Genomic DNA, 20,567 nt, shown 5'->3' with positions numbered 1-20,567 from the left:
GGGTTCATATCTTATTTGAAAAGCTCTTGCGCCATATGATATAGGCTTCTACGCCAAGTCAGGAATTCATGAGCTGTACCAGGAGAAACATAAGATGTCGCCTTTAATCCGGCAGCCTTAAGATCGTTCACCGCCTTAGTCACACCATCTGGATTCTCTTTACTACCACAACTGATAAAGATAGATTTCACCTGATTCTGGTCTTTGATGTCGCTTGGTGCATACGTACCTCCGCTCAATAGTCCGTAATAGTTAAATATCTCCGGTCGTCGCAAGGTTATCAATTTCGTTTCGAATCCTCCCATAGAAAGCCCTGCCATGGCACGGTATTTCTTGTCGGCCAGCGTACGAAAATTACTATCAATATAAGGAATCAGCTCGTCCACCAATACTGTTTCAAATTCTTTGGCTGTAAATTCATTTAGACGTCCAAATTTAATATCATTCGTCATGCCATACGTCATTACGATGATGAACGGAGCAATCTTGCCTTCGGCAATCAGATTATCCATTATTAAATTTGCGTATCCCTGATTGGACCATGCTGTTTCATCTTCTCCCCATCCGTGCTGAAGGTAGAGAACAGGATATTTCTTCTTGTCTTTACCGTAAGTAGGCGGTGTATAGACAAACGCACGACGATGAGCGTTTGTACTCTTGGAATAGAAATAAACTTGCTGAACATTTCCATGAGGTACCTGCTTCATTGCATAGAAATCACTATCATGAGCCGGAATCTCGATACCGCTCTCCCACCGACAAGAGCCGTAATAATTCAGAGTACCCGGATCGTTAAACACGCCGCCGTCAATAGTCAGGTGATAATAATGAAATCCTTCATCCATTGGACCATCTGTAGTTCCTACCCACACACCTTCCTTGTCTTTACGAAGCACTGTGCCGCCACGACCGCCTAATCCGAGACTGACGATAACTGATTTGGCATCAGGAGCAACTACACGGAAACTTGCATATCCTTGCGAATTAACCATCGGGTACTGTTGTCCGGGCTGGTTAAGCGTGGAAGGACGGAAATCCTCTTTCACTTCAGCAACGTCAAGTGCCGGATCAAAATCCTTGATTATATTATAAACGGGTTTTGGCTTGTAATTCTCGTCATAAGGGAGGGGATAGTTGCGTGCACCAAGCCATGAATCGCGATCTGAAAGATTCCAGAAAGTGACATTATCCACCACATCTTTGTGCTTACGAAGAACACGGAACAGACGCGCATATTGATCTTCCTGAAGTGTTTTCACTACCGGACTGATATTACCAGCTTCCCGGCTAAAGTTAAGTTGACCTCCCATCTCCTCGTTGGCACGAATGTCCAACTCGGTAATATGGATATGCTTCACTATCGTAGAATACTTTGTCAATGCGGCATCCACATCTTCCATACTCGGACCATAGATATTATAATGTCCCTGCATACCAATACCATCGATGGGCACGCCCTCTTCTTTCATGGCTTTAACCATGTTGTAGATACGGTCCCTCTTTCCTGGGTCCGCCGCATTATAATCGTTGTAAAAGAGTAACACATCAGGATCAACTTCACGAGCATATATAAAGGCTTTCTTAATAAACTCGTCACCCGCTATCTGATAAAGAGGCGAATTGCGATATGGACCAGACTGCTGTCCCATACCCGGTCTACTCCCCTGCCATCCACCATCAGAGATAGCCTCGTTCACCACATCCCACGCATATACGACATCTTTGTAACGTTCCATGATAGCTGTAATATGATGCTTCATGTTGGCGAACAATTTTTCTTTCGACACAGGATTTCCTTTTTCGTCCTGATACATCCATTGTCCTATTTGAGAGTGCCATATCAAACAGTGTCCACGGAGTTTGATTCCGTTACTGCGGCAGAAGTCTGCAATTTTATCAGCATTTTCCCAGTTAAACTGCCCATAAGCAGGTTCAGTGGGTTGGGGCTTCATATCGTTTTCCGCCGTAATACTATTAAAGTCATTTTTAATGATCGCTATTTGTTCAGGTGTCGTAATGTTGCGCATATTAACAGCCACACCGATAGAGAAGTAATCTTTATAAGCATCCTTCAACCCCGTTCCGCTATTTTGTGCAGTTCCGGTAGCTGTGCTCATGGCAAATGTCAATGCACAGACGGAAAACTTAAACAAGTGTTTCATTTTATAGTTTTTAAAAGGTTTTTTATTGCATATCTTCCTTTTACAGAAGCTCGCTTTATTAATTGTCCGCATGACATCCAATAAACTGTATTATCCTACTGTTTCCGACACAGATGGAAACACAGATTACGGCGTGATGCGGACAATCATTTAGAGAGGCTTACTTACCTGCTAATCCGTCTGCAAATCCAGCATAGGTATGTTTACGGTTGTAGTTTGCATCCCAGAGACCTACCGGTTGACCACCGCGCCAACCCGATCCGGTAGGACTATCGGTGATACACCACTGAGTAATACCATATTGTTGAGCAACAGGAATAATCTCGAAGTACTTTTTCACAATGAACTTGTAGTATTCAGACATCGCCTTGTGTTGTGCTTGAGTCATATCCGCAGTCTTCACACTATTGCCTTCCTCATCTACATAGCCCATATCAAGTTCAGTAATCTTCACGAGTTTTCCACTCTCTGCCAGAATTTCAAACATCTTCACCACATGATCCTCCTTGCTCTTCTGCGTCTCGGCATTGGCATGACAACTCACGTGCATCTGCGTACCGATACCATCAATTTTCGTCACACCGTCAGCTTCCCACTTCTCAATCCAGTGTACCAAACTCTTGACCTTTTTGTTGTCATCCCAATCTGATTCCAAATTGTAATCATTGACAAAGAGTCTCAAAGGATTGGTGCCACCATTCTCGGCATAATATTTGCGAGCAGCAGCTACAGCAATACGCACGTAGTCTTCGCTACCTAAATAGTCTTGCCAGTAGAAATTGTTCTTAGCATCATCTGCACTAACATTAGTCGCTGACTGCAAAGGATAAAAACCTTCGCCGTCATCACCCCCACCAGCAATCGCTTCATTCACGACATCCCATGCAGTAACATAACCACCAGTAGCTTTCATCATTCCGTTTATCCAGTTGTTCATGGCCCATGTAAGCGTGTCTTTTTTCTCTGCAGGAGTAAGAGGAATGGTGTTACCTTTAGTTACGATTTGCAACTTAATATTATCAAAATAATACTTATTTGCAGGCGCATTAGGCACTCCTACGTCAAGATTCCATGCAAAAGTTTGCATATTACCGGTAGGAGAAATGGTAGTGTTAACAGTAATCGTTTTTTCAAAATGTTGCCATTTTGTAGTAAAGCTAACAGCGCACCCTGCATCATAATGAATATAACCACCAGGAGCTGCATGGCTCTGAGATTCTGAATTATTCGGTACATCTGCACGGTAGTCAAAAGAGATGCGCACTACTTCTTTGTCAACCAACGGACGGTTAGCATAGATAAAGAACTGAGTATCCCAGCTGTTTGCTCCACCACCTGCGGAAGTCACTACGAAAGCACGACTACCATCTTTACCTACACCGTCAACGATGTTACAAGCACTATTAGAACCACCCACGTGAGTGGAAATAAAGTTAGTTACAGCGCTACCCTCTGCATCACCATTGGTTATAATGTCCGTATAGATATCTACTGCAGCATCACCAGGCGCCGGTTCAATCCCATAAGTATAACTATGCCAACCAGGTTTGCTCCACTTTGAATGAAGATCACCCTCTTCGAAAGTTCCATTACTAAACATGTTATGACTATCACCTTTCTCAACAAGCACTATATCGTCAAAGTAAAGATCACCGCCAAATTTTCCAAAGTTAAACAACAAGCGTGAACAATCGCTACGAGATGTAAACTCAAAACTTATCACACTCCACGTAGTTCCTGCAGAGATCTGAGGTAATCCGTAATTAGTATTTTTAGCTCCTGGAGTTTCTATCCACAGTGGGAACGTAGTGGCTGCTGAGGCTTTTGTACGCATAGAAAATGAATAAGTCTTCCCTGCTAGAAGAGGAGAAGCCAAATCATAGAAAATTTGCCAATCCCAAGGATTTGTCTTAGCCTCTGAGGTTTTAATATGTAAACAATTTCCTACACCCTGAGATGGAGGCAACTCCTTATCTTTAATCAGCGAATTTAAATACTTATTATTCTGTTGTGCATGCCAAGCTAATGTATGTCCATAAATGGTAAGTCCTCCTGCTTTAGCAGCAGCGACAAATTTCTCTACGGTTCCAAAATTCATCGTGCCGTCATCTGCCACGCACGAAGCATATTTCATAGCGTTTCCAGCCGTCATTTCCTGGAAGTTAGAATTAGCTAGACGTGTTACCAAACCACCTGCAATATAGTCATCAGCAGTCAGTGCAATTCCCAACTTAAAGTTGGGATTAGCACTGCTGTTTACATAAGTTTTCAATGCGTCATACTCGTTGAGATATTCCATACCTGCAATAGAGGCAGGCTTCTCAAAAGCAAACAGCAACTTGCTGTCGTCCACACAAGAAGTGACAGCAACAGCAGCAGCTGTTAAAAGCATTGTTCCTAATATTTTTTTTGTATGTTTCATATAAATACTTTTTTTAATAAGAAACCTGATCATTATTTCTTCAAAGGAGTGAACCATTCAGCTTTCACACCACGATAATGTACGACTAAGGTATCTTTAGTAGCACAATGAATACCGTCATAATCCATGGTGTAATCCAAATAAAGTGCATCACGGTCTTCGTTACCCCAGCTTTTTTTCTCACCTTTAACAACGAACTTACCACTACCGCTAGCTACTACACCTTGAGAATTGGAAGTAATGATACAGTTGCCACTTTCGTCAAAAGTCAGCAGTAACTTGCTGTCAATAATCTCTCCGGCTGTGTTGCGGGTAGGACGAGCCCACTGCACTTTATTCAGCCCTACTGTACTGAATCCGGCAATAGCTTCGTCTTTCTCTACATAAGCTGCATGGCGAACTTCTGTACCGATTTTATTGCCACTATATGTATCAATACCCCGTCGCAGGTAGTGTGAATCATACTTGCTAATGTACTTCACAGCATAAAGAACGTAGTCTTTAGGTTGCACTTCCCAATCGCTTTTTTTCATGCGATGGGGAGTATCAACTGAAGGTTTTCCCACCAAAATAGAGTCTGCGTTCTTAACATTGGTCATCACTACAGGGATAACATAATTCAAACTCGTCGATTTGGGGTCATTAAAGAATGCATCGGTTAGATTTACTGTGACACCGCCTAGTACTTGCCCCTTCTTGATGACAATCTTGTCAGCACTCAATGTATAGTGAGAAGCCGGTAAAGGTTCTACATCACCACCTGTGCTTTCAAAAGTGTAACCATCGCACAACGAATTATCTACGCGAATACCAATTTCTACATCGCCCTTGTTCTCGTATACACCGCCAATTGTTGCCATAATCTGACATTTGTGTTCGTTGTCCAACGAGTTGTCCACAGTCTTATCCTCGCCCAATGTGATGGTGCGTATAGGACTTTGATAGGCAAAGTAAACCGCAGAATACTTATAATCAGGGAACTCCCAGTCACCGTTTTCACATGCAGTGAATAGGGCTCCCATCATAGCGGCTATTATTAGGAATGATTTTTTCATTGCTATTTTCATTTATTCAGTTTATATAAATTCGTTTACACGTTACCATCCTTTATTCTGGATGAGAGCATCAAACTTCAACATTTCGCTATAAGGTACAGGACCGTAATACATATAGTCCTTGTAGTCGCGTTTTTCTACATCTACCACTTCATGGTTAGTTCCCGTAATCTTCATGCCCTTTACGGTTTCGTTCAACTTGCTGATATCCACCTTCCAGCGACGCAAATCCCAAAAGCGGAAACCTTCGAAGCAAAGTTCTAGGCGACGTTCATTGCGAATAAGTTCACGCATCTTGTCTTTATCGCCTTTTACGAATTCCAGATAAGGATCATCACCATTTTCACCGATACCGGCACGTTTGCGAATAGCTTTAATCACATCGTAAGCCGAGTAGCTATTACTTCCTTTGCCTTGTGGTCCCCAAGCCTCATTGGCTGCTTCAGCATAACCAAGAAAAATCTCGGTGTAACGAATCCAAGGCTTAATATGGTAACCATTAGTGGTATTGCTAGGATTAGCATTCACGTTCATATCCAAGAACTTGCGTAAATAGTAACCAGTGCGTGTAGAAGCACCGTCGAACTTGTTCATTGCATCGTTATTGCTACCATCGAAAGCAGTCGTAATAACACTCTTATTCGTACCGGCCTTACTACCATTATATATTATATATAGCGCTAAGCGAGGGTCACGATTAGCATACGGATTCTGTGCATCGTATCCACTCCGCGAGTCGCTAATCGGGTAACCGGTCAGTGATGGAAATGCGTCAACCAAGTTCTGCGAAGGATTAACACGCCCCTTGCCAAAGAGTGAAGGAGGATATTGATCTTTTTCAAGATCAGCACTTTCATTCTTGTTGCTGCGCCACAGGAATTCGGGACGATTGTAGCCTGCTACCAGATTCTTAATACCGTTAGCATCCTCGTACCATTTGTTACCTGTGGGATCAATATTCGCTATAGGGTCGCTACCAAGATTGGCAAGCACTTCAGCCATGCTATTAGCAGCCTGTTCCCAAGTAACTCCAGACCCTTCGCTGTAGGCAGGACTTGCTGCGAGCAGAGCTGCTTGAGCACGAATAGCACGAGCCACACGAGCACTCATACGATTCTTGGCATGGTCACCAAACACACGATTGTACTGACTAGGGTCAGCTCCCATCTGAGTGTATTTTGCGGGCACATTGCTTGCACCATTTACATCACCATACTCTTCGGGAAGCATTTCAATGGCTTTTTCTACGTCCTGATTCAGTTGATCAAGACATTCACGAAAAGTATTACGAGGTTTATTAAAGTCTGAATTAATATTCTCTGATTCTTTCAGGATAGGAATACCCAATAATTGTCCGTCAGCACTCCATCCGGCACAACTCATCAACAAGTGATACATATAGAGCGCACGCATACCATAGGCATCACCTTGGAAACGTTTTTTGAAAAGGTCGGATGCGACCTGATCTCTAGCCCATTCTACATTTTCGGAGATTTCCAAAAACTGATTAAGATATTGCCATGATGCACGCAAATATTGCCAATTGTCCATGGGATTATTATCAGCACGCCAAGAACCTGTTGCCATCTTCAGATAAGAATTTCCTATATCATTGGATACAGCATCATCGGTAGCTACATCAGTAAACTTCCAAGAGTTGGCATTTTCACCCAGCGGATTACTGATATAGGCATGCCCCAGCAAGCCAACAGCCCACGAAGGCATGTTTTCCAAATCTGCAGCATCTTTATGGTTCTCTATTGTCGGCTCAAATAAATCGTCGCAAGCAGAGAATGTCACCACTAAGGCTGCTGATAAGATGATATTTTTTAGTTTCATAACTTCTTATTTTTCAATCTTGATTATTAAATTTATCATTTTTTAGAAAGTTCCCTTAAAACCAAGTTGGTAGAAGCGTGTTTGAGGTGCACTGCCCACATTCAGTTCCAAAGCTTTTCGTTCTTTCGCAATGGTAAGCAGATTGTTTGCATTGGCAAAAAAGCTCAAACCTTTGATGAAAGTTCCTTCCAACACTTTTTCAGGCATCTGGTACGTTAGTTGTACTTGAGTGAGGTTAAAGCGGTCATTCTTGTACATCCAGAAGTCAGAAGTACGGAAATTATTCGCACCATCAGTCGTAGTCAACCGTGGATAGGTAGCAGTAGCTGCTGTCTCGGGTGTCCAACGATTGCGCACCACTTCCGAATATTTGCCGTCTCCCTTGACCCAATAATATGAATTGTTTTTCATACCGTAGCCACCCATGTAGAGTTTACCCATCGCATAGAGAGTAAAATTACGCCACTTAGCGGTAAGGTTGACGCCACTCATAAAAGGAGAATCCCAACGACCTAAAAACACGCGGTCATTATTGTCAATCTTATTATCATTATTTTGATCCTTATAACGAATATCGCCTGGCTTCACATCTCCAAATGTCTGATCAGGAGCAGCGTCGATTTCAGATTGATTCTGGAAAAAACCTTCGCTCTGCAACCCCCAATGTCCATTCAAGGCACGACCTACAGCTGATAAATAATCGAACTCGACATTCTCATCGCGTTTTTTAGCCGTGCTCTTATAGTACATACCGCTTACTCCAAGAGTTAGTTCAACTTCACCTACCTTTTTATTTGTATACACACTGAAATCAAATCCCGTACGCTGATCTACATTAAAGTTTACGTAAGGAATGATAGATGATGACGGATAACCGGTCTGCGTAAAGTAATTGGGGTACAACGAATTGGTACGAACCAATCCACCATCCATCTTGCTTGTGAAAAAGTTAACATCAAAACTTATCAACTTATCCCACATAGAACCACGCAAACCTGCTGTCAACTCTTTACGTTTCACATAGGTCATATCAGGATTGTTACCACGTTGAAACTCAGTGGCAGCCAAACCTCCGTTATCACCCCAACTATACCAACCACCCGATTGTATAACTGCCTTATAAAGATAATATCCATCTTCGTTATCGGAAGCAGTGATGTCAAGATCCTGATTAATGATACCTGCCGAAGCAGTAAGCATCAAGTCGTCAAAGATGGAGTTTTCCATAAATGACTCTTTTGCTAAATTCCAACCCAAAGTAACAGTGGGAGAATAAGCGATGCGCTTGCCTTCTGGCAACTTGGTCGAATAAGGCATTGCAACGCTAAAGTCTGCATAGTATCTATGTTGATAGTTATACGATGCCTGAAAACCTAAATTGGCATTGGTAGTGCGATGATAATGCCCGCTTCGTTGTGTCTGCCAAGCATTAGCTAAAATCATGGCAAAAACATTATGGTCGGCGTTAATAGTACGCTGGTAATCAAACTGACCGGATACATTATAGGTATATCTATAAGCTGAATTATCAATATTTTCACTGCCACTCTTCTCATCCTTACCATACTGCGTAATACTAGCAATGACATCCTTACCATTGTAATTGGTCCATACGGGTGAAAAAGTAGCATATTTGCTTGTATAACCTTGGTTGTAGGTAGAAGCATAGTCTATACCATATTTAGCACGAAAATAAAGTCCTTTAAGCAATGGAGAAAGATTAATATCAAAGCGTGTATTAAACTGAAACTGGCGACTCACAAACTTACTGTCTCCAGCCGCATAAGCATTGGCAACCGGATTAGTAGGGTTCTGCTGCGTACCGCCAAAAAAGTATTTACCATCTTTGATATAACTACTATTAAGCACAGCATTCAATGAATTCTGATCAGTTTCTTCTATGTAACTCAGAGGGATAAACGGCGACACCAAGTGCGGGCGCAACGTAGCAGCTTGCCCCCACCAGTCAACACTTGCCGCATAAGAATCATAGAAAGTAACATTGGCATCAGCCTGTGCGGTGATAAGTTTATGCAACTGCATATCTACATTTCCACGTACAAAAAAACGGCTGTTGTAATTATCCTCCGTATTGCCCACCTTAAGAAGTGATGACTCACGATAGTAACCTGTAGAAGTATAATACTTTACTTTTTCGTTACCGCCTGATATTTCGGCTACCGCTTCAGAACGGTTGTACGCTTTCTTCAGGTAATCAGAAGAATACATATCAAAGTCAGGATAGCGATAAGGATTTAAACCAGATGCATGATTATAAATGGCTTCCTGCGAGTAATTAGCAGCCAAACCATCGTTTACACGGGCTTCGTTGTAGAGACTCATATACTCTGCTGAACCCAGATATTTGGGATAAGACTTGGGAGTATAAAAACCTGTATTAGCATTAACATTGATTCTGAGATCGCCTACTTTACCACGTTTGGTAGTTATGCTGATAACACCTTTAGCAGCACGCGGACCATAAAGCACTACGGCCGAGGCGCCTTTTAAGAGAGTTATCTGATCTATTTCATGCGGAAGTACATTGTTTGCATCACGCACCATACCGTCTACCATAACGAGGTATTCGCTATTTCCCCAAATATTGCCATTGAAACCACCCACGACATTGTCAACTAGGCTCAAACTATAGTTTGTATATGCTTTTTCTGACATAGCCTTCATATCAATGACTGATACGCCTCCCAGCAAATCGCTTCGGTCTAAGGAACGGAATGCCACTTGCACCTTTTGAAGCGAATCGGCTTTGGTAGCTTCAAGCAAGTCGACCAGCGTCTCTTGGGCGGCAATATGTGTGTGAGCGAAAGCAAACGCCGCACAAAATACAAGTCCTTTATATATATGTTTCATTTTTTATAGTTTTTACGTTAATAAAACCATTACCAACCGGGATTTTGATTAAACTCCGGATACATCGTTACATCGTCTGTCTTGAACGGTAACCAATAGTGTTTGCCTGAAAGGTTACGCTGTGTCACAATCTCTTCACGGAAGTTAACAACCTTGCGTTCTTTAGGGTTGGTTTCGGGATTGAACGCCTCCGCACGGTCAAATTTTTGCGTAGTCTTAATATTATAAGGATACACGGTCAATAATTTCCAGCGACGTAAGTCGTTGAAACGATGCCCTTCGTAGGCCAGTTCAACGGCACGCTCACGACGAACTTCACCCATAAATTTTTCCAAGTCACTGGTGTAACTGTCGGCTACACCACTTACACCTGCCCGTTCACGAATTACGTTGACTGCTTCTATGGCATTCTTTGTGAAAGTAGGAGACTTGCCGGTAGGTGAACCATAGCCTTGGGCAGCAGCTTCGGCATAAAGCAAGTAGACTTCTGCCAAACGCAACCAAGATAAATGGAGGTGTGTTGCCTTGCCATATCCATAATCCGAATCATCCTTATTAGCTCCTAACGGAATGAATTTGTAATTGAAATAACCGGTACGGCTGGTTTTACTAGGGCTATCGGAACTGTTACCTCCTTCGTAAAGATTGGCGTACTGGTATCTTTTACGTTCAGCCGATGGAGCCTTAATCATCTTCACACCATCGTAAATAAAGTTATTGTAGAAACGTGGATCGCGATCCTTCCAAGGTTGTGAATTACTGAATCCTGAGTTGGAGTCATTAAGCGGCAATCCATTTGCCATACCAAAATAGTTTACATAGTTAGCAGCAGGACATAAAATAATACCATCACCATCACAAATGTATGAAAGTTGATAAGAGTTCATCTGACGCCAATAAGAATCCGCACCGTACGTAGGGCTACGCATAATGGCCTCCGTACCACCCGGCATCAGCCAGTTCTGTTCTTTGGTATAAAATAGTGTGCTGTATTTATCAAAGCTAACCAAAGCGTATTGAGTTTGACCGCCCTCAACCATAGTAAGTACCTTACCCAAAGCATCGGCTGCACGTTTGCAATAATCAGCATTATATGAACGATTGTCGTTTTCACCACCATTCTGCATCAAAGGGCTACCGGCATAGAGCAAGCACTTGCCTAAATATGAGAGTGCCCAAATCTTGTTAGGACGAAAAGCATTGTTTCCTTTCGTACGACTACCTGCAGGGGTATTGTCCCAGTCAATTGGAAGCAAATCAGCAGCACGCTGAAAGTCAGCTGCCATTTTTTCAGCGTTCTCTTGATAACTTTCACGCGGTAAGTTAAATTGTGCATCAGAAGCGAGAACACTTTCTATATAGGGCAAACCACCCCAATAAGTTGTAAGCTGGAAGTAGAACCAAGCACGGAAAAAGTACAGCTGACCTTCTATAAAATTGCGTTCTTCCTGTGTGGCATCCTTCAATAAGCCTTTCTGTAAAGCTTCAAGACCAATATTGGCCTGACGAATGGCATACCAACTACCACCCCATAAAGATTTTGCAAAACGGTCCCCATCCACTTTCCAGCTTCTATCTAAAAAACAATCACCTTTATTAATATAGCTACGATAGTTACCACCATCAATGGCATAACCCATCAAATATTCACCATTTCCCGTAGTTATGACCTCATCATCTCCCCAGTTAAAAGAACTTACCCAGTTATGTTTAGCTATATCAGGGATAACGTTATACATCACTTCTACAAATCCCTGGAAGTTGTTGAAGTTCTTAAACGCATCTTCTTCGGATAGTACAGAGTCCGAGTCCCTATCCAAGTAATCAGTACACGAAGTAAACGTGAAGCCCGAAAAGAAGAATACGGTAAGTATGTAAATAATCTTATTTTTCATCTTGCTTTCAAATTAAAGTGTGATTTTAAAACCTAAATTGAAACGACGTTGAGTAGGGTATGCACTCGCTCCACCGGTATTCGACTCACGGTCATCGGGCATGTCGGTCCATAAGAAGAGGTTATTTCCGTTAACAAACAATTTCAAGCTACTCAGTCCCGACGCCTTCAGCCACTTCTCCTCAGAGAAGGTATATGAAAGCTCGGCATACTTCAAACGAGTGTAGGAGCCGTCAAAGAGAAAGCGAGTGCCGTCGGTATATCTGCTTGTCTGGTTTAGCCAACGAGGCAAAGGTACATCTGCATTTTGATTGCTCGGTGACCAATAACTGCCTTCATAAAAAGCAGTATTACGTGTACCTCCTAAACTTCTTAGCCCGACAGAACGGCTTACGTTGTTCACGTTATAGAACTGAACAAAGAAACTCCAGCCTTTATAGTCGAAACCAACCTGAAGATTCATGGTGTTCTGAGGAGTACCGGTAAAACCGTAAGGGATATTATCATTCACAGAAATGATTCCATCGGCATCGTAGTCAAGAATAACATAATTACCCGGTTTACGACCGCTATCATATTCATCATGGGCCGTACTACCGTACAATTCATCCCAGCTATTGTAGTAACCGTGATCCACATACGAGTAATTCTGATTAATAGCCTTATCAGCTTTTTTCTGATAGTCGGGTTTCAGCTTCGGATCGTCTGCTTCCTTAATTTTACTAGTGGCATGGGTCAGAGAAGCGTTACCCCAAAGACGCCAGTCACGGTTTAATTGTTTGTTCCAGCGTACGTCAAACTCAAATCCTTGACTATCCACTTTTCCAAGGTTAGCTACAGGAGCAGAAGCGCCAAAATATGAAGGAACAGCACGTTTATCACCGGTAACCAAAATATCAGAACGTTTCTCTTTAAAGTAGTCGAACGAACCTGAAATCACCCCACCAAACAAGGCGAAATCAGCAGCAATATCAAGTTTGGTAGCCACCTCCCATTGCAAGTTTTTGTTACCTAATTGACTTTGTTGCCACCAAATGTAAGGACTCTTAGCAGGATTAACCCCCGTCAACGACTGACGATAGTTACCGCCATTATTCCAAGTATCCATATAAAGCCAACGTCCGTTTACATTATCATCTCCAATCTGTCCATAAGAAGCACGCAACTTCAACATATCCAGCCATTTAAGATTCAGTTTCTTTACGAGAGGTTCTTCTGAAACCATCCATCCAATAGCACCCGAACTAAAGAAAGCAAAACGGTTTTCTTTGGCAAATAATTCAGAACCATTGTATGCACCATTGTATTCCAGCATATAGCGGCTCGCATAGTCATAAGTTCCACGGAATACCCAGTTTTCACGATAATGAGGCTGTTCGCTACCCGTGGCATATTGTTCGCGACTGAAGTTACCCATACCACCTACCGTATGATCACCAAATTTATTGGAGTAGTTCAATTGTGCGGAGTAGTTCATACGACGGTAGGTAGCCCAGTTTTGAACTGTACCCGCACCGGTTCTCCAAGCATTGTTGTTCTTAAAGTCGAACTTATACAAAGCATCGGGTTTAATATCTGTATATTCCAGACCTGTCTCTGGGTCAATCCACTTATGAGCCTCATTCTCCCAGTCGTTCGTATCATCCACACCACGACCTGTTTCACGGAAAGCGTTATCAAATGCCAATTTAGCCTGTACATTCAAACCTTTCAGTATAAAGCCTAAATCTTGTTCTAAGGTGAAATCGGTATTCAAGCGATCGTCGGTAGTATAACCTATGCCGTTTACACTAAGGTCTTCGTAACTGTTTGTGGCAGCTTGCGTAGGATTGGGATAATAGTAACCAAAAGTACCATCACTATATACCGGCACAAAAGAATCGGGAGAAATGCCATAGAAAGCACTCCAAACCAAATTCTCGTATTGGCCCTGCGTAGCCTTTTTCACAGCGTGTGATCCTGAAAGATTGACATGCAGTTTCGTAGTTTTTGTCAAGTTGAAATCAAGATTACTACGTACATTGATACGGTCGTAGCTGAATCCCGGATCATAACCTTTCGTATTAGTCACTTTTTTATAAATATCACCCTCATGAGCAAAATCGGCAGCAGCAAAATATTTCACGAACTTCGTACCACCACTGATGTTTACGTTGGCATTGTACGATGTAGCCACATCTTTCAGCAGATAGTCCACCCAATCCATGTTTGGGTAACGTTCTGCCTCAGCTTGATTAGCCGGATAACGATATTTATTTAATCTATCTTGTGATAAGTAGTAATTCCATGAAGTAGGATGATAAGCCAACTCACTCTCTATAGCCTGATTACGAAGCGCAAGTGCATCATAGGAATCCATCATGTCAGGTAATTTAGAGTAGGTCTTCAATGTTGTACTAGCATTGATATTGATTACAGCTTTACCCTCTTCACCTCGCTTAGTGGTAATCAAGATTACACCATTAGCACCACGTACACCAAACACAGCTGTTGCAGAGGCGTCCTTTAATACGGATATAGAAGCCACCGAGTTAATATCGACATTACTCATAGGGCGTTCAACACCATCAACAAGTACCAACGGGTCACTGCTATTCCACGACGTAACGCCACGAATAGTAATTTTCGGGTCTTCATCACCCGGTTTACCAGTGGTAGTCATAGTTACTACACCCGGCAAATTACCGGTCAAGGCCTGACCTAAACTTGTTACACCACCTGTACGTTCCAATGCCTTCGAATTAGTCTGTGCAATGGCACCTACCACTGACGCCTTCTTCTGCTGGCCAAAACCTACTACTACTACTTCTTGCAACTGTACATTATCAGCTTGCAGGACAATTTTAATGGATTTAGCAGTCCCGACTTTAACTTCTTTGGTTGTCATACCAATGAATGAAACTACTAAAATTGAATTTGAGCTGGGTACTTTTAATTGGAAATTACCATCTAGATCCGCTATGGTACCTACTGATTTATTTCCTTTCACCGCAATATTTGCTCCAATAATTGGTTCGTTGTTTTCATCAACGACTACTCCTTTTGCTATGACTTCAGTTTGCGCTGTTATGGCCAAACTGTACAACAGCATGCAAAAAACAAGTAAGGGAATTTTTCGAATTTGTTTTACTACATTTTTCATTTACTATTAGTTTAAGTTTACTATTAGTGAAGATTCAATAACTGTTTTAAAAGATTAACTAGAGATAATTTAACTACCATCATTCATTTCCTTCATAAGCGTACATTTTTTTAGATTAAAAAATACATGATTTTAATTATTTACAAGTAGCATATAAGCCAATAGTAGTGCCGGTAAATCCTCCTGCTGTGGCAGTTGACAGATACGTGGCATCAATATTCTTACATAATAATTTCCAATTGATTTGATCCGATGAGTAATAAAAGTCAAAATGGGTACCTCTTGAAATCACTTTCAAGTCTATTGCAGTTATTTCATCATCTATTTTATGGCTATACAATGTTTTATTCTCAGATTCACCAATCCATTTGAGAGAGATATGCTTAGTACCGCCCACTTTCTCAACGCAAAGGAAATATTGATGTGATTCATCTTTAAATAATAGTAGACCTGCCTTTTCTTTATCATCAAAAGGATTGAAGAGCATACGTGTATCACATTCAAATTTATGGTGTTGTATCCGTCGACACACATATGCAGGCACATCTTTTTCAGTAGTACTTATATTTGCACATTTCAAAGTTAAATAACCCGGCGTTTGAGCCAAATTATACAAATCAATTGCAGGAGCACGCAGCGTCATCCAATCCAGACTTAGTGCAGTAGAATCAAATGTATCATTGCGTTCAAAATTACCGAAAGTAACTTCTTTCTCGCGCTTCACACCTTTTCGGTTTACTATTAGAGGTACTAATTCGTCATCCTGAGTCATATAGGGGAAACCATCCTCACTCCACTTCACAGGCATCAGAAAAGTTTCACGACCTAAATTTTCAAACTTATTATTAATGGGGCGACATGCCAAGAACACTGCCCACCAGTCACCTTCTTTCGTTTGAATTATATCTGCGTGACCGGCACATGTCACCGGATTAGGACGAGAAGGGTCTAAATGCCGCTGTGTTAGTATCGGATTATTTTTCCACGGAGTAAATGTGCCCATCGGAGAATCGCCACTAAAAATGACTTCTGAATGCCAATTGCTCGTTCCTCCTTCGGCAGACATCAGAAAATATCTCCCGTTTATCTTATAAAGATGTGGTCCCTCAATCCAGATTGGTTTATCAGCTGGGCGAGCGCCTTTATTTATCAATACTTTACGAGGTCCAACAGTTTTGTCAGTACGCACATCAAATTCTTGCACCCGTATGGTCCGATGCCCACTATATTCCGGTTTATTATCGGGTGCATCATCGTTATTAACAATATAAGCCTTTCCGTTATCATCAAAAAAGAAAGAAGGGTCAATACCAGTCACCTCAGGTAACATAATAGGATCTGACCAATCACCAAAAGGATCTTGAGTTTTCACAAAAAAGTTTCCGGCACCCACATTCGTTGTTATCATGTAATAAGTCTTATTGTGAGGATTATACTCTATTGCCGGAGCAAAAATGCCACCACTCACATGCTGACCTTTCATATTCATCAATTGTGATGGTCTGTTTAAGATGTTACTCACTTGTTTCCAGTTCACTAAATCTTTACTATGAAAAAGAGGAACTCCCGGAAAGTAGGAAAACGTAGAAGTTGCCAGAAAATAATCTCCTTCACCATTAGTACAAATACTGGGATCAGAATACCAACCCGGTAAAATTGGATTGTAGAAAGAGTCTTCACTTGGCAAAGGATTAGAAACATAGAAATCATCTTCTCCTTTGTAATTGAAATGATCGAAGAGTGCTACCGACTTGCCTATTACCGGCAAACCCTTGTCCTTATGCAAAGAGCTGCATGATACCGTGTAAAAACCTAATACACATGCTGACAACAGCACAGCCGACCTTAATTTCAGAGATTGTTTATTCTTCATAGTACTTCGAATATGGCTTATTAGTAACCTTAAATCTTTGCGCAGTCCAGAAGGGCTACACATTCGAAGCACAAAAGTATAATACCTTTTTTAAGAGATTCAAAAAAGATGATACACGAATTTAAAGAGGTGTTACAGAATGATTTTTTATGTTACATTATCATTAGCACATGTTACGTAACTATAGTTAAAACTCTGTAAATCAATCATTTAGTCCATTCCTGTTTTATTTATTGAAATCCAGCTTATTCTTTATGCTGCTTTCTCTTATCTGTAAATGCGTAGGAATCATAACTTGCCGAATGGCCTTATCGCCTCTTATCTGATCAATCAACAACAGACAAGCTGTCTCACCCATTTCATAAGTCTGATGCGAAACAGCAGAAAGTTTGGGCTCAATATAGTTGGCATGTTGCTCATCTGTATAGCCAATCAATGCTATATCATTAGGAACACGAAGACCGTGGCTTTTAATTACTTCAATTGCCGCAAAAGCCAATGTATCATTCATAGCCAGAATCGCATCAGGAGGATTTGGTAATGCTAAAAGAGTCTGAGCTGCAATTTTCCCCTCTTCGTAATCGATCTTCCGGCAAACGACCAGCTCTTTTTCAATCGGTATCTTGTTATTCCGCAATGCCTCTAAATAACCATGCTTTCTTCTTTTAACAATGTCGAGATGATTGGCTCCTCCTATAAACGCCACACGCTTGCATCCGTTATCAAGTAAATGCTGGGTTGCCATTTGTGCAGAATGTTCTCCATCGGCAACTACTGAAGAGAATTGATCCGTCAAACAAACACGATCGAACATAATAAGAGGCATATTAATATCTTTCAGCTCGGCAAAGTGGGTATAATCCGTTGTTTCCTGAGATAAACATGCAATAATACCTTCTACTCTCATATTCACCAAGTTCTCCACATTTCTTTTTTCATGTTCGTATGACTCGTGCGACGTGGTGATAATTACAAAATAACCATTCTTAACTGCCATATTTTCTATCCCATTCAATATCGAAGCAAAGAAATGCGTAACAATATCAGGAACCACAACCCCAATAATACGTGGTGCATTTTTCCGAAGACTTAGTGCAAAAGGATTTGGGCGATAATTCATCTCCCGTGCCATCCATTTAGCTTTTTCACAAAGGGCTCTACTGATATCAGGACTGTCCTTCAAAGCTCTCGACACAGTAGGAACAGATACACCCAATGCCTGAGCTATATCTTTGAGTGACGTATGTTTCTGACTTTTCATATTCGGCATCATTTCTATATTCTATGCAAAGAAAACATTTCCATTTATATTTCGGAAAGCATATTACGTTATTTTTTTTTACGTAAACCATTACGTTAGTTTTTAACCTGCTTACATGAGCCTCAAACGGTTTACTTCATACATTTGCCTTAATTAGAAACCCATAAATACTTTAAATATGCAATACCGTGAGATCGGCAAAACCGGGATGAAAGTTTCATCTCTTAGTTTCGGAGCTTCTTCACTTGGGGGAGTATTCCACGACATTAAAGAAAAAGAGGCAATACAAAGCGTATTTACCGCCATTGAAACGGGTATGAACTTCATTGATGTTTCTCCTTACTACGGACATTACAAGGCCGAAACAGTTTTAGGAAAAGCACTGAAAGAAATACCTCGTAACAGTTATTACCTTTCTACTAAAGTAGGACGTTATGGTAAGGATGGTGTTAACACTTGGGATTACTCGGCAAAACGTGCTAAAGAAAGCGTTTATGAGAGCATGGATCGTTTGAATATTGACTACATTGATTTAATCAATGTGCACGATATTGAATTTGCTGATCTAAACCAAATAGTAAACGAAACATTACCGGCGCTCGTTGAGCTACGCGAACAAGGCATTGTAAAACACGTGGGAATAACAGATCTGCAGCTTGAAAACCTGAAATGGGTAATTGATCATGTTCCAAGCGGAACAGTGGAATCTGTACTCAATTTCTGTCACTATTGCTTGTGCGATGATAAGCTAGCAGACTTTCTTGACTATTTTGAATCAAAGGAAATCGGAATAATCAACGCTTCTCCTCTCTCTATGGGTATGCTATCCGAAAGAGGCGTCCCCGCTTGGCATCCGGCCCCTGTATCCTTAATTGAAGCATGCAAGAGAGCCATGGAACATTGTAAGGCGAAAAACTACCCCATAGAAAAGCTTGCGATGCAGTTCTCTGTTAACAATCCGCGAGTTACCACCACACTGTTCAGTACAGCCAATCCCGAAAACGTAAAAAAGAATGTTGCCTGGATTGAAGAAGAGATGGACAATGAACTCGTAAATGAGGTACGCGAAATCATTGGTGATCAGCAACGAGTAAGCTGGGCTAATTCATAATAGACAGTTGTATGGAATACACAATCATTGATGCACATGCACACTTGTGGCTCCGGCAAGACACAGTAGTTGACGGACTACCGGTGCGTACTCTTGAAAACGGACGTTCCTTTTTCTTGAACGAAGTACGCCAAATGTTACCCCCGTTTATGATTGACGGAAAAAATACGGCCGAAGTATTCTTGTCGAATATGGATTACGCACAAGTTTCTGCGGCTGTTATCACGCAAGAATATATTGACGGAATACAGAACGACTACCTCAGCGAAGTAGCAAGTCGTTACCCGGACCGCTTTCTTGTATGCGGCATGTGCGAATTTCGTAAACCCGGTTTTTTAAACCAGGCTAAAGAACTTATATCCAAAGGTTTTAAAGCCATTAAAATACCGGCTCAACGTCTTCTTCTGAAAGATGGAAGAGTGATGCTAAACAGCGAAGAAATGATGCAACTTTTTCATTTGATGGAAGAGCATAACATTATACTCTCTATCGACTTAGCTGATGGTGCAGAGCAAGTGCCCGAGATGGAGGAGATAATTCAAGAATGCCCTCATCTGAAGATTGCTATCGGACATTTCGGTATGGTAACGCGTCCCGATTGGAAAGAGCAAATACTCTTGGCTCGCCATCCTAACGTTATGGTTGAATCAGGAGGTATTACCTGGTTGTTCAATGATGAATTCTATCCCTTTAAAGGAGCGGTGAAAGCCATTCGTGAAGCAGCCGACTTAGTAGGAATGGAAAAGCTGATGTGGGGCTCTGATTATCCACGTACCATCACGGCTATAACCTATAAGATGTCTTATGACTTCCTTGTGAAATCATCAGAATTGACGGAGAACGAGAAACATCTCTTTTTAGGCGAAAATGCCAAAAAGTTCTATGGATTCGGCGTTCTGCCCACATTACCCTATATCAAAAATATGTCTGAATAAAA

General features: G+C 41.5%; 11 protein-coding genes. 2 read left to right on the top strand and 9 right to left on the bottom strand.

Annotated elements, in window-relative coordinates; genetic code table 11:
• Positions 1–11: 11 nt before the first annotated feature.
• The 9 genes from xyn10D/fae1 to C511_RS0105335 all read right to left on the bottom strand — a co-directional run bounded on the left by xyn10D/fae1 (position 12) and on the right by C511_RS0105335 (position 18,519).
• A complete protein-coding gene (gene xyn10D/fae1, locus C511_RS0105375; protein ID WP_024996357.1) occupies positions 12–2,162 on the bottom strand; it encodes a bifunctional endo-1,4-beta-xylanase/feruloyl esterase in 2,151 nt (716 codons plus the stop codon).
• Between the two features lie 160 nt (positions 2,163–2,322).
• Complete coding sequence (locus tag C511_RS0105370; RefSeq protein ID WP_024996358.1) at positions 2,323–4,584, bottom strand: endo-1,4-beta-xylanase; 2,262 nt, start codon at positions 4,582–4,584, stop codon at positions 2,323–2,325.
• 32 nt (positions 4,585–4,616) lie between these two features.
• Positions 4,617–5,639, bottom strand: a complete 1,023-nt coding sequence (locus C511_RS0105365) for a DUF5627 domain-containing protein (protein ID WP_024996359.1) — start codon at positions 5,637–5,639, stop codon at positions 4,617–4,619.
• Between the two features lie 42 nt (positions 5,640–5,681).
• Positions 5,682–7,478 (bottom strand): RagB/SusD family nutrient uptake outer membrane protein, encoded by a 1,797-nt coding sequence (locus C511_RS0105360; protein ID WP_024996360.1) that lies wholly within the window; start codon positions 7,476–7,478, stop codon positions 5,682–5,684.
• Positions 7,479–7,520: 42 nt separating this feature from the next.
• Positions 7,521–10,349 carry a SusC/RagA family TonB-linked outer membrane protein gene (locus C511_RS0105355; RefSeq protein ID WP_024996361.1) on the bottom strand — a complete coding sequence of 943 codons (2,829 nt, stop codon included), beginning with the start codon at positions 10,347–10,349 and terminating at the stop codon, positions 7,521–7,523.
• Between the two features lie 29 nt (positions 10,350–10,378).
• Positions 10,379–12,244, bottom strand: a complete 1,866-nt coding sequence (locus C511_RS0105350; protein WP_027317901.1) for a RagB/SusD family nutrient uptake outer membrane protein — start codon at positions 12,242–12,244, stop codon at positions 10,379–10,381.
• Between the two features lie 12 nt (positions 12,245–12,256).
• On the bottom strand, positions 12,257–15,385 hold the full coding sequence (locus C511_RS0105345; RefSeq protein ID WP_024996362.1) for a SusC/RagA family TonB-linked outer membrane protein: 3,129 nt from the start codon (positions 15,383–15,385) through the stop codon (positions 12,257–12,259).
• A gap of 136 nt (positions 15,386–15,521) precedes the next feature.
• Positions 15,522–17,258, bottom strand: coding sequence for a glycoside hydrolase family 43 protein (locus C511_RS0105340; protein ID WP_024996363.1), 1,737 nt, complete (start codon positions 17,256–17,258; stop codon positions 15,522–15,524).
• Positions 17,259–17,484: 226 nt separating this feature from the next.
• On the bottom strand, positions 17,485–18,519 hold the full coding sequence (locus tag C511_RS0105335; RefSeq protein ID WP_024996364.1) for a LacI family DNA-binding transcriptional regulator: 1,035 nt from the start codon (positions 18,517–18,519) through the stop codon (positions 17,485–17,487).
• Positions 18,520–18,697: 178 nt separating this feature from the next.
• Between C511_RS0105335 and C511_RS0105330 the strand changes: the two genes are divergently transcribed.
• Both C511_RS0105330 and C511_RS0105325 read left to right on the top strand, forming a co-directional pair.
• The gene (locus tag C511_RS0105330) at positions 18,698–19,630 is read left to right on the top strand and encodes an aldo/keto reductase (RefSeq protein ID WP_024996365.1); all 933 of its coding nucleotides are present in this window, start codon (positions 18,698–18,700) and stop codon (positions 19,628–19,630) included.
• Positions 19,631–19,641: 11 nt separating this feature from the next.
• Positions 19,642–20,565, top strand: coding sequence for an amidohydrolase family protein (locus tag C511_RS0105325; protein WP_024996366.1), 924 nt, complete (start codon positions 19,642–19,644; stop codon positions 20,563–20,565).
• The last annotated feature ends 2 nt before the right edge of the window (positions 20,566–20,567 follow it).

The organism is Bacteroides graminisolvens DSM 19988 = JCM 15093 (genome assembly GCF_000428125.1).
Classification (GTDB): Bacteria; Bacteroidota; Bacteroidia; order Bacteroidales; family Bacteroidaceae; genus Bacteroides; species Bacteroides graminisolvens.
This window is presented reverse-complemented; position numbering and strand designations above follow the sequence as displayed.

What these genes read in the sequence shown, in the direction of transcription:
- C511_RS0105330 (WP_024996365.1), top strand. Translation starts at nt 18,698, where the DNA reads ATGCAATACCGTGAGATCGGCAAAACCGGGATGAAAGTTTCATCTCTT.
- C511_RS0105355 (WP_024996361.1), bottom strand. Translation starts at nt 10,349, where the DNA reads ATGAAACATATATATAAAGGACTTGTATTTTGTGCGGCGTTTGCTTTC.
- C511_RS0105370 (WP_024996358.1), bottom strand. Translation starts at nt 4,584, where the DNA reads ATGAAACATACAAAAAAAATATTAGGAACAATGCTTTTAACAGCTGCT.
- C511_RS0105350 (WP_027317901.1), bottom strand. Translation starts at nt 12,244, where the DNA reads ATGAAAAATAAGATTATTTACATACTTACCGTATTCTTCTTTTCGGGC.
- C511_RS0105340 (WP_024996363.1), bottom strand. Translation starts at nt 17,258, where the DNA reads ATGAAGAATAAACAATCTCTGAAATTAAGGTCGGCTGTGCTGTTGTCA.
- C511_RS0105335 (WP_024996364.1), bottom strand. Translation starts at nt 18,519, where the DNA reads ATGAAAAGTCAGAAACATACGTCACTCAAAGATATAGCTCAGGCATTG.
- C511_RS0105365 (WP_024996359.1), bottom strand. Translation starts at nt 5,639, where the DNA reads ATGAAAAAATCATTCCTAATAATAGCCGCTATGATGGGAGCCCTATTC.
- C511_RS0105360 (WP_024996360.1), bottom strand. Translation starts at nt 7,478, where the DNA reads ATGAAACTAAAAAATATCATCTTATCAGCAGCCTTAGTGGTGACATTC.
- C511_RS0105345 (WP_024996362.1), bottom strand. Translation starts at nt 15,385, where the DNA reads ATGAAAAATGTAGTAAAACAAATTCGAAAAATTCCCTTACTTGTTTTT.
- xyn10D/fae1 (WP_024996357.1), bottom strand. Translation starts at nt 2,162, where the DNA reads ATGAAACACTTGTTTAAGTTTTCCGTCTGTGCATTGACATTTGCCATG.
- C511_RS0105325 (WP_024996366.1), top strand. Translation starts at nt 19,642, where the DNA reads ATGGAATACACAATCATTGATGCACATGCACACTTGTGGCTCCGGCAA.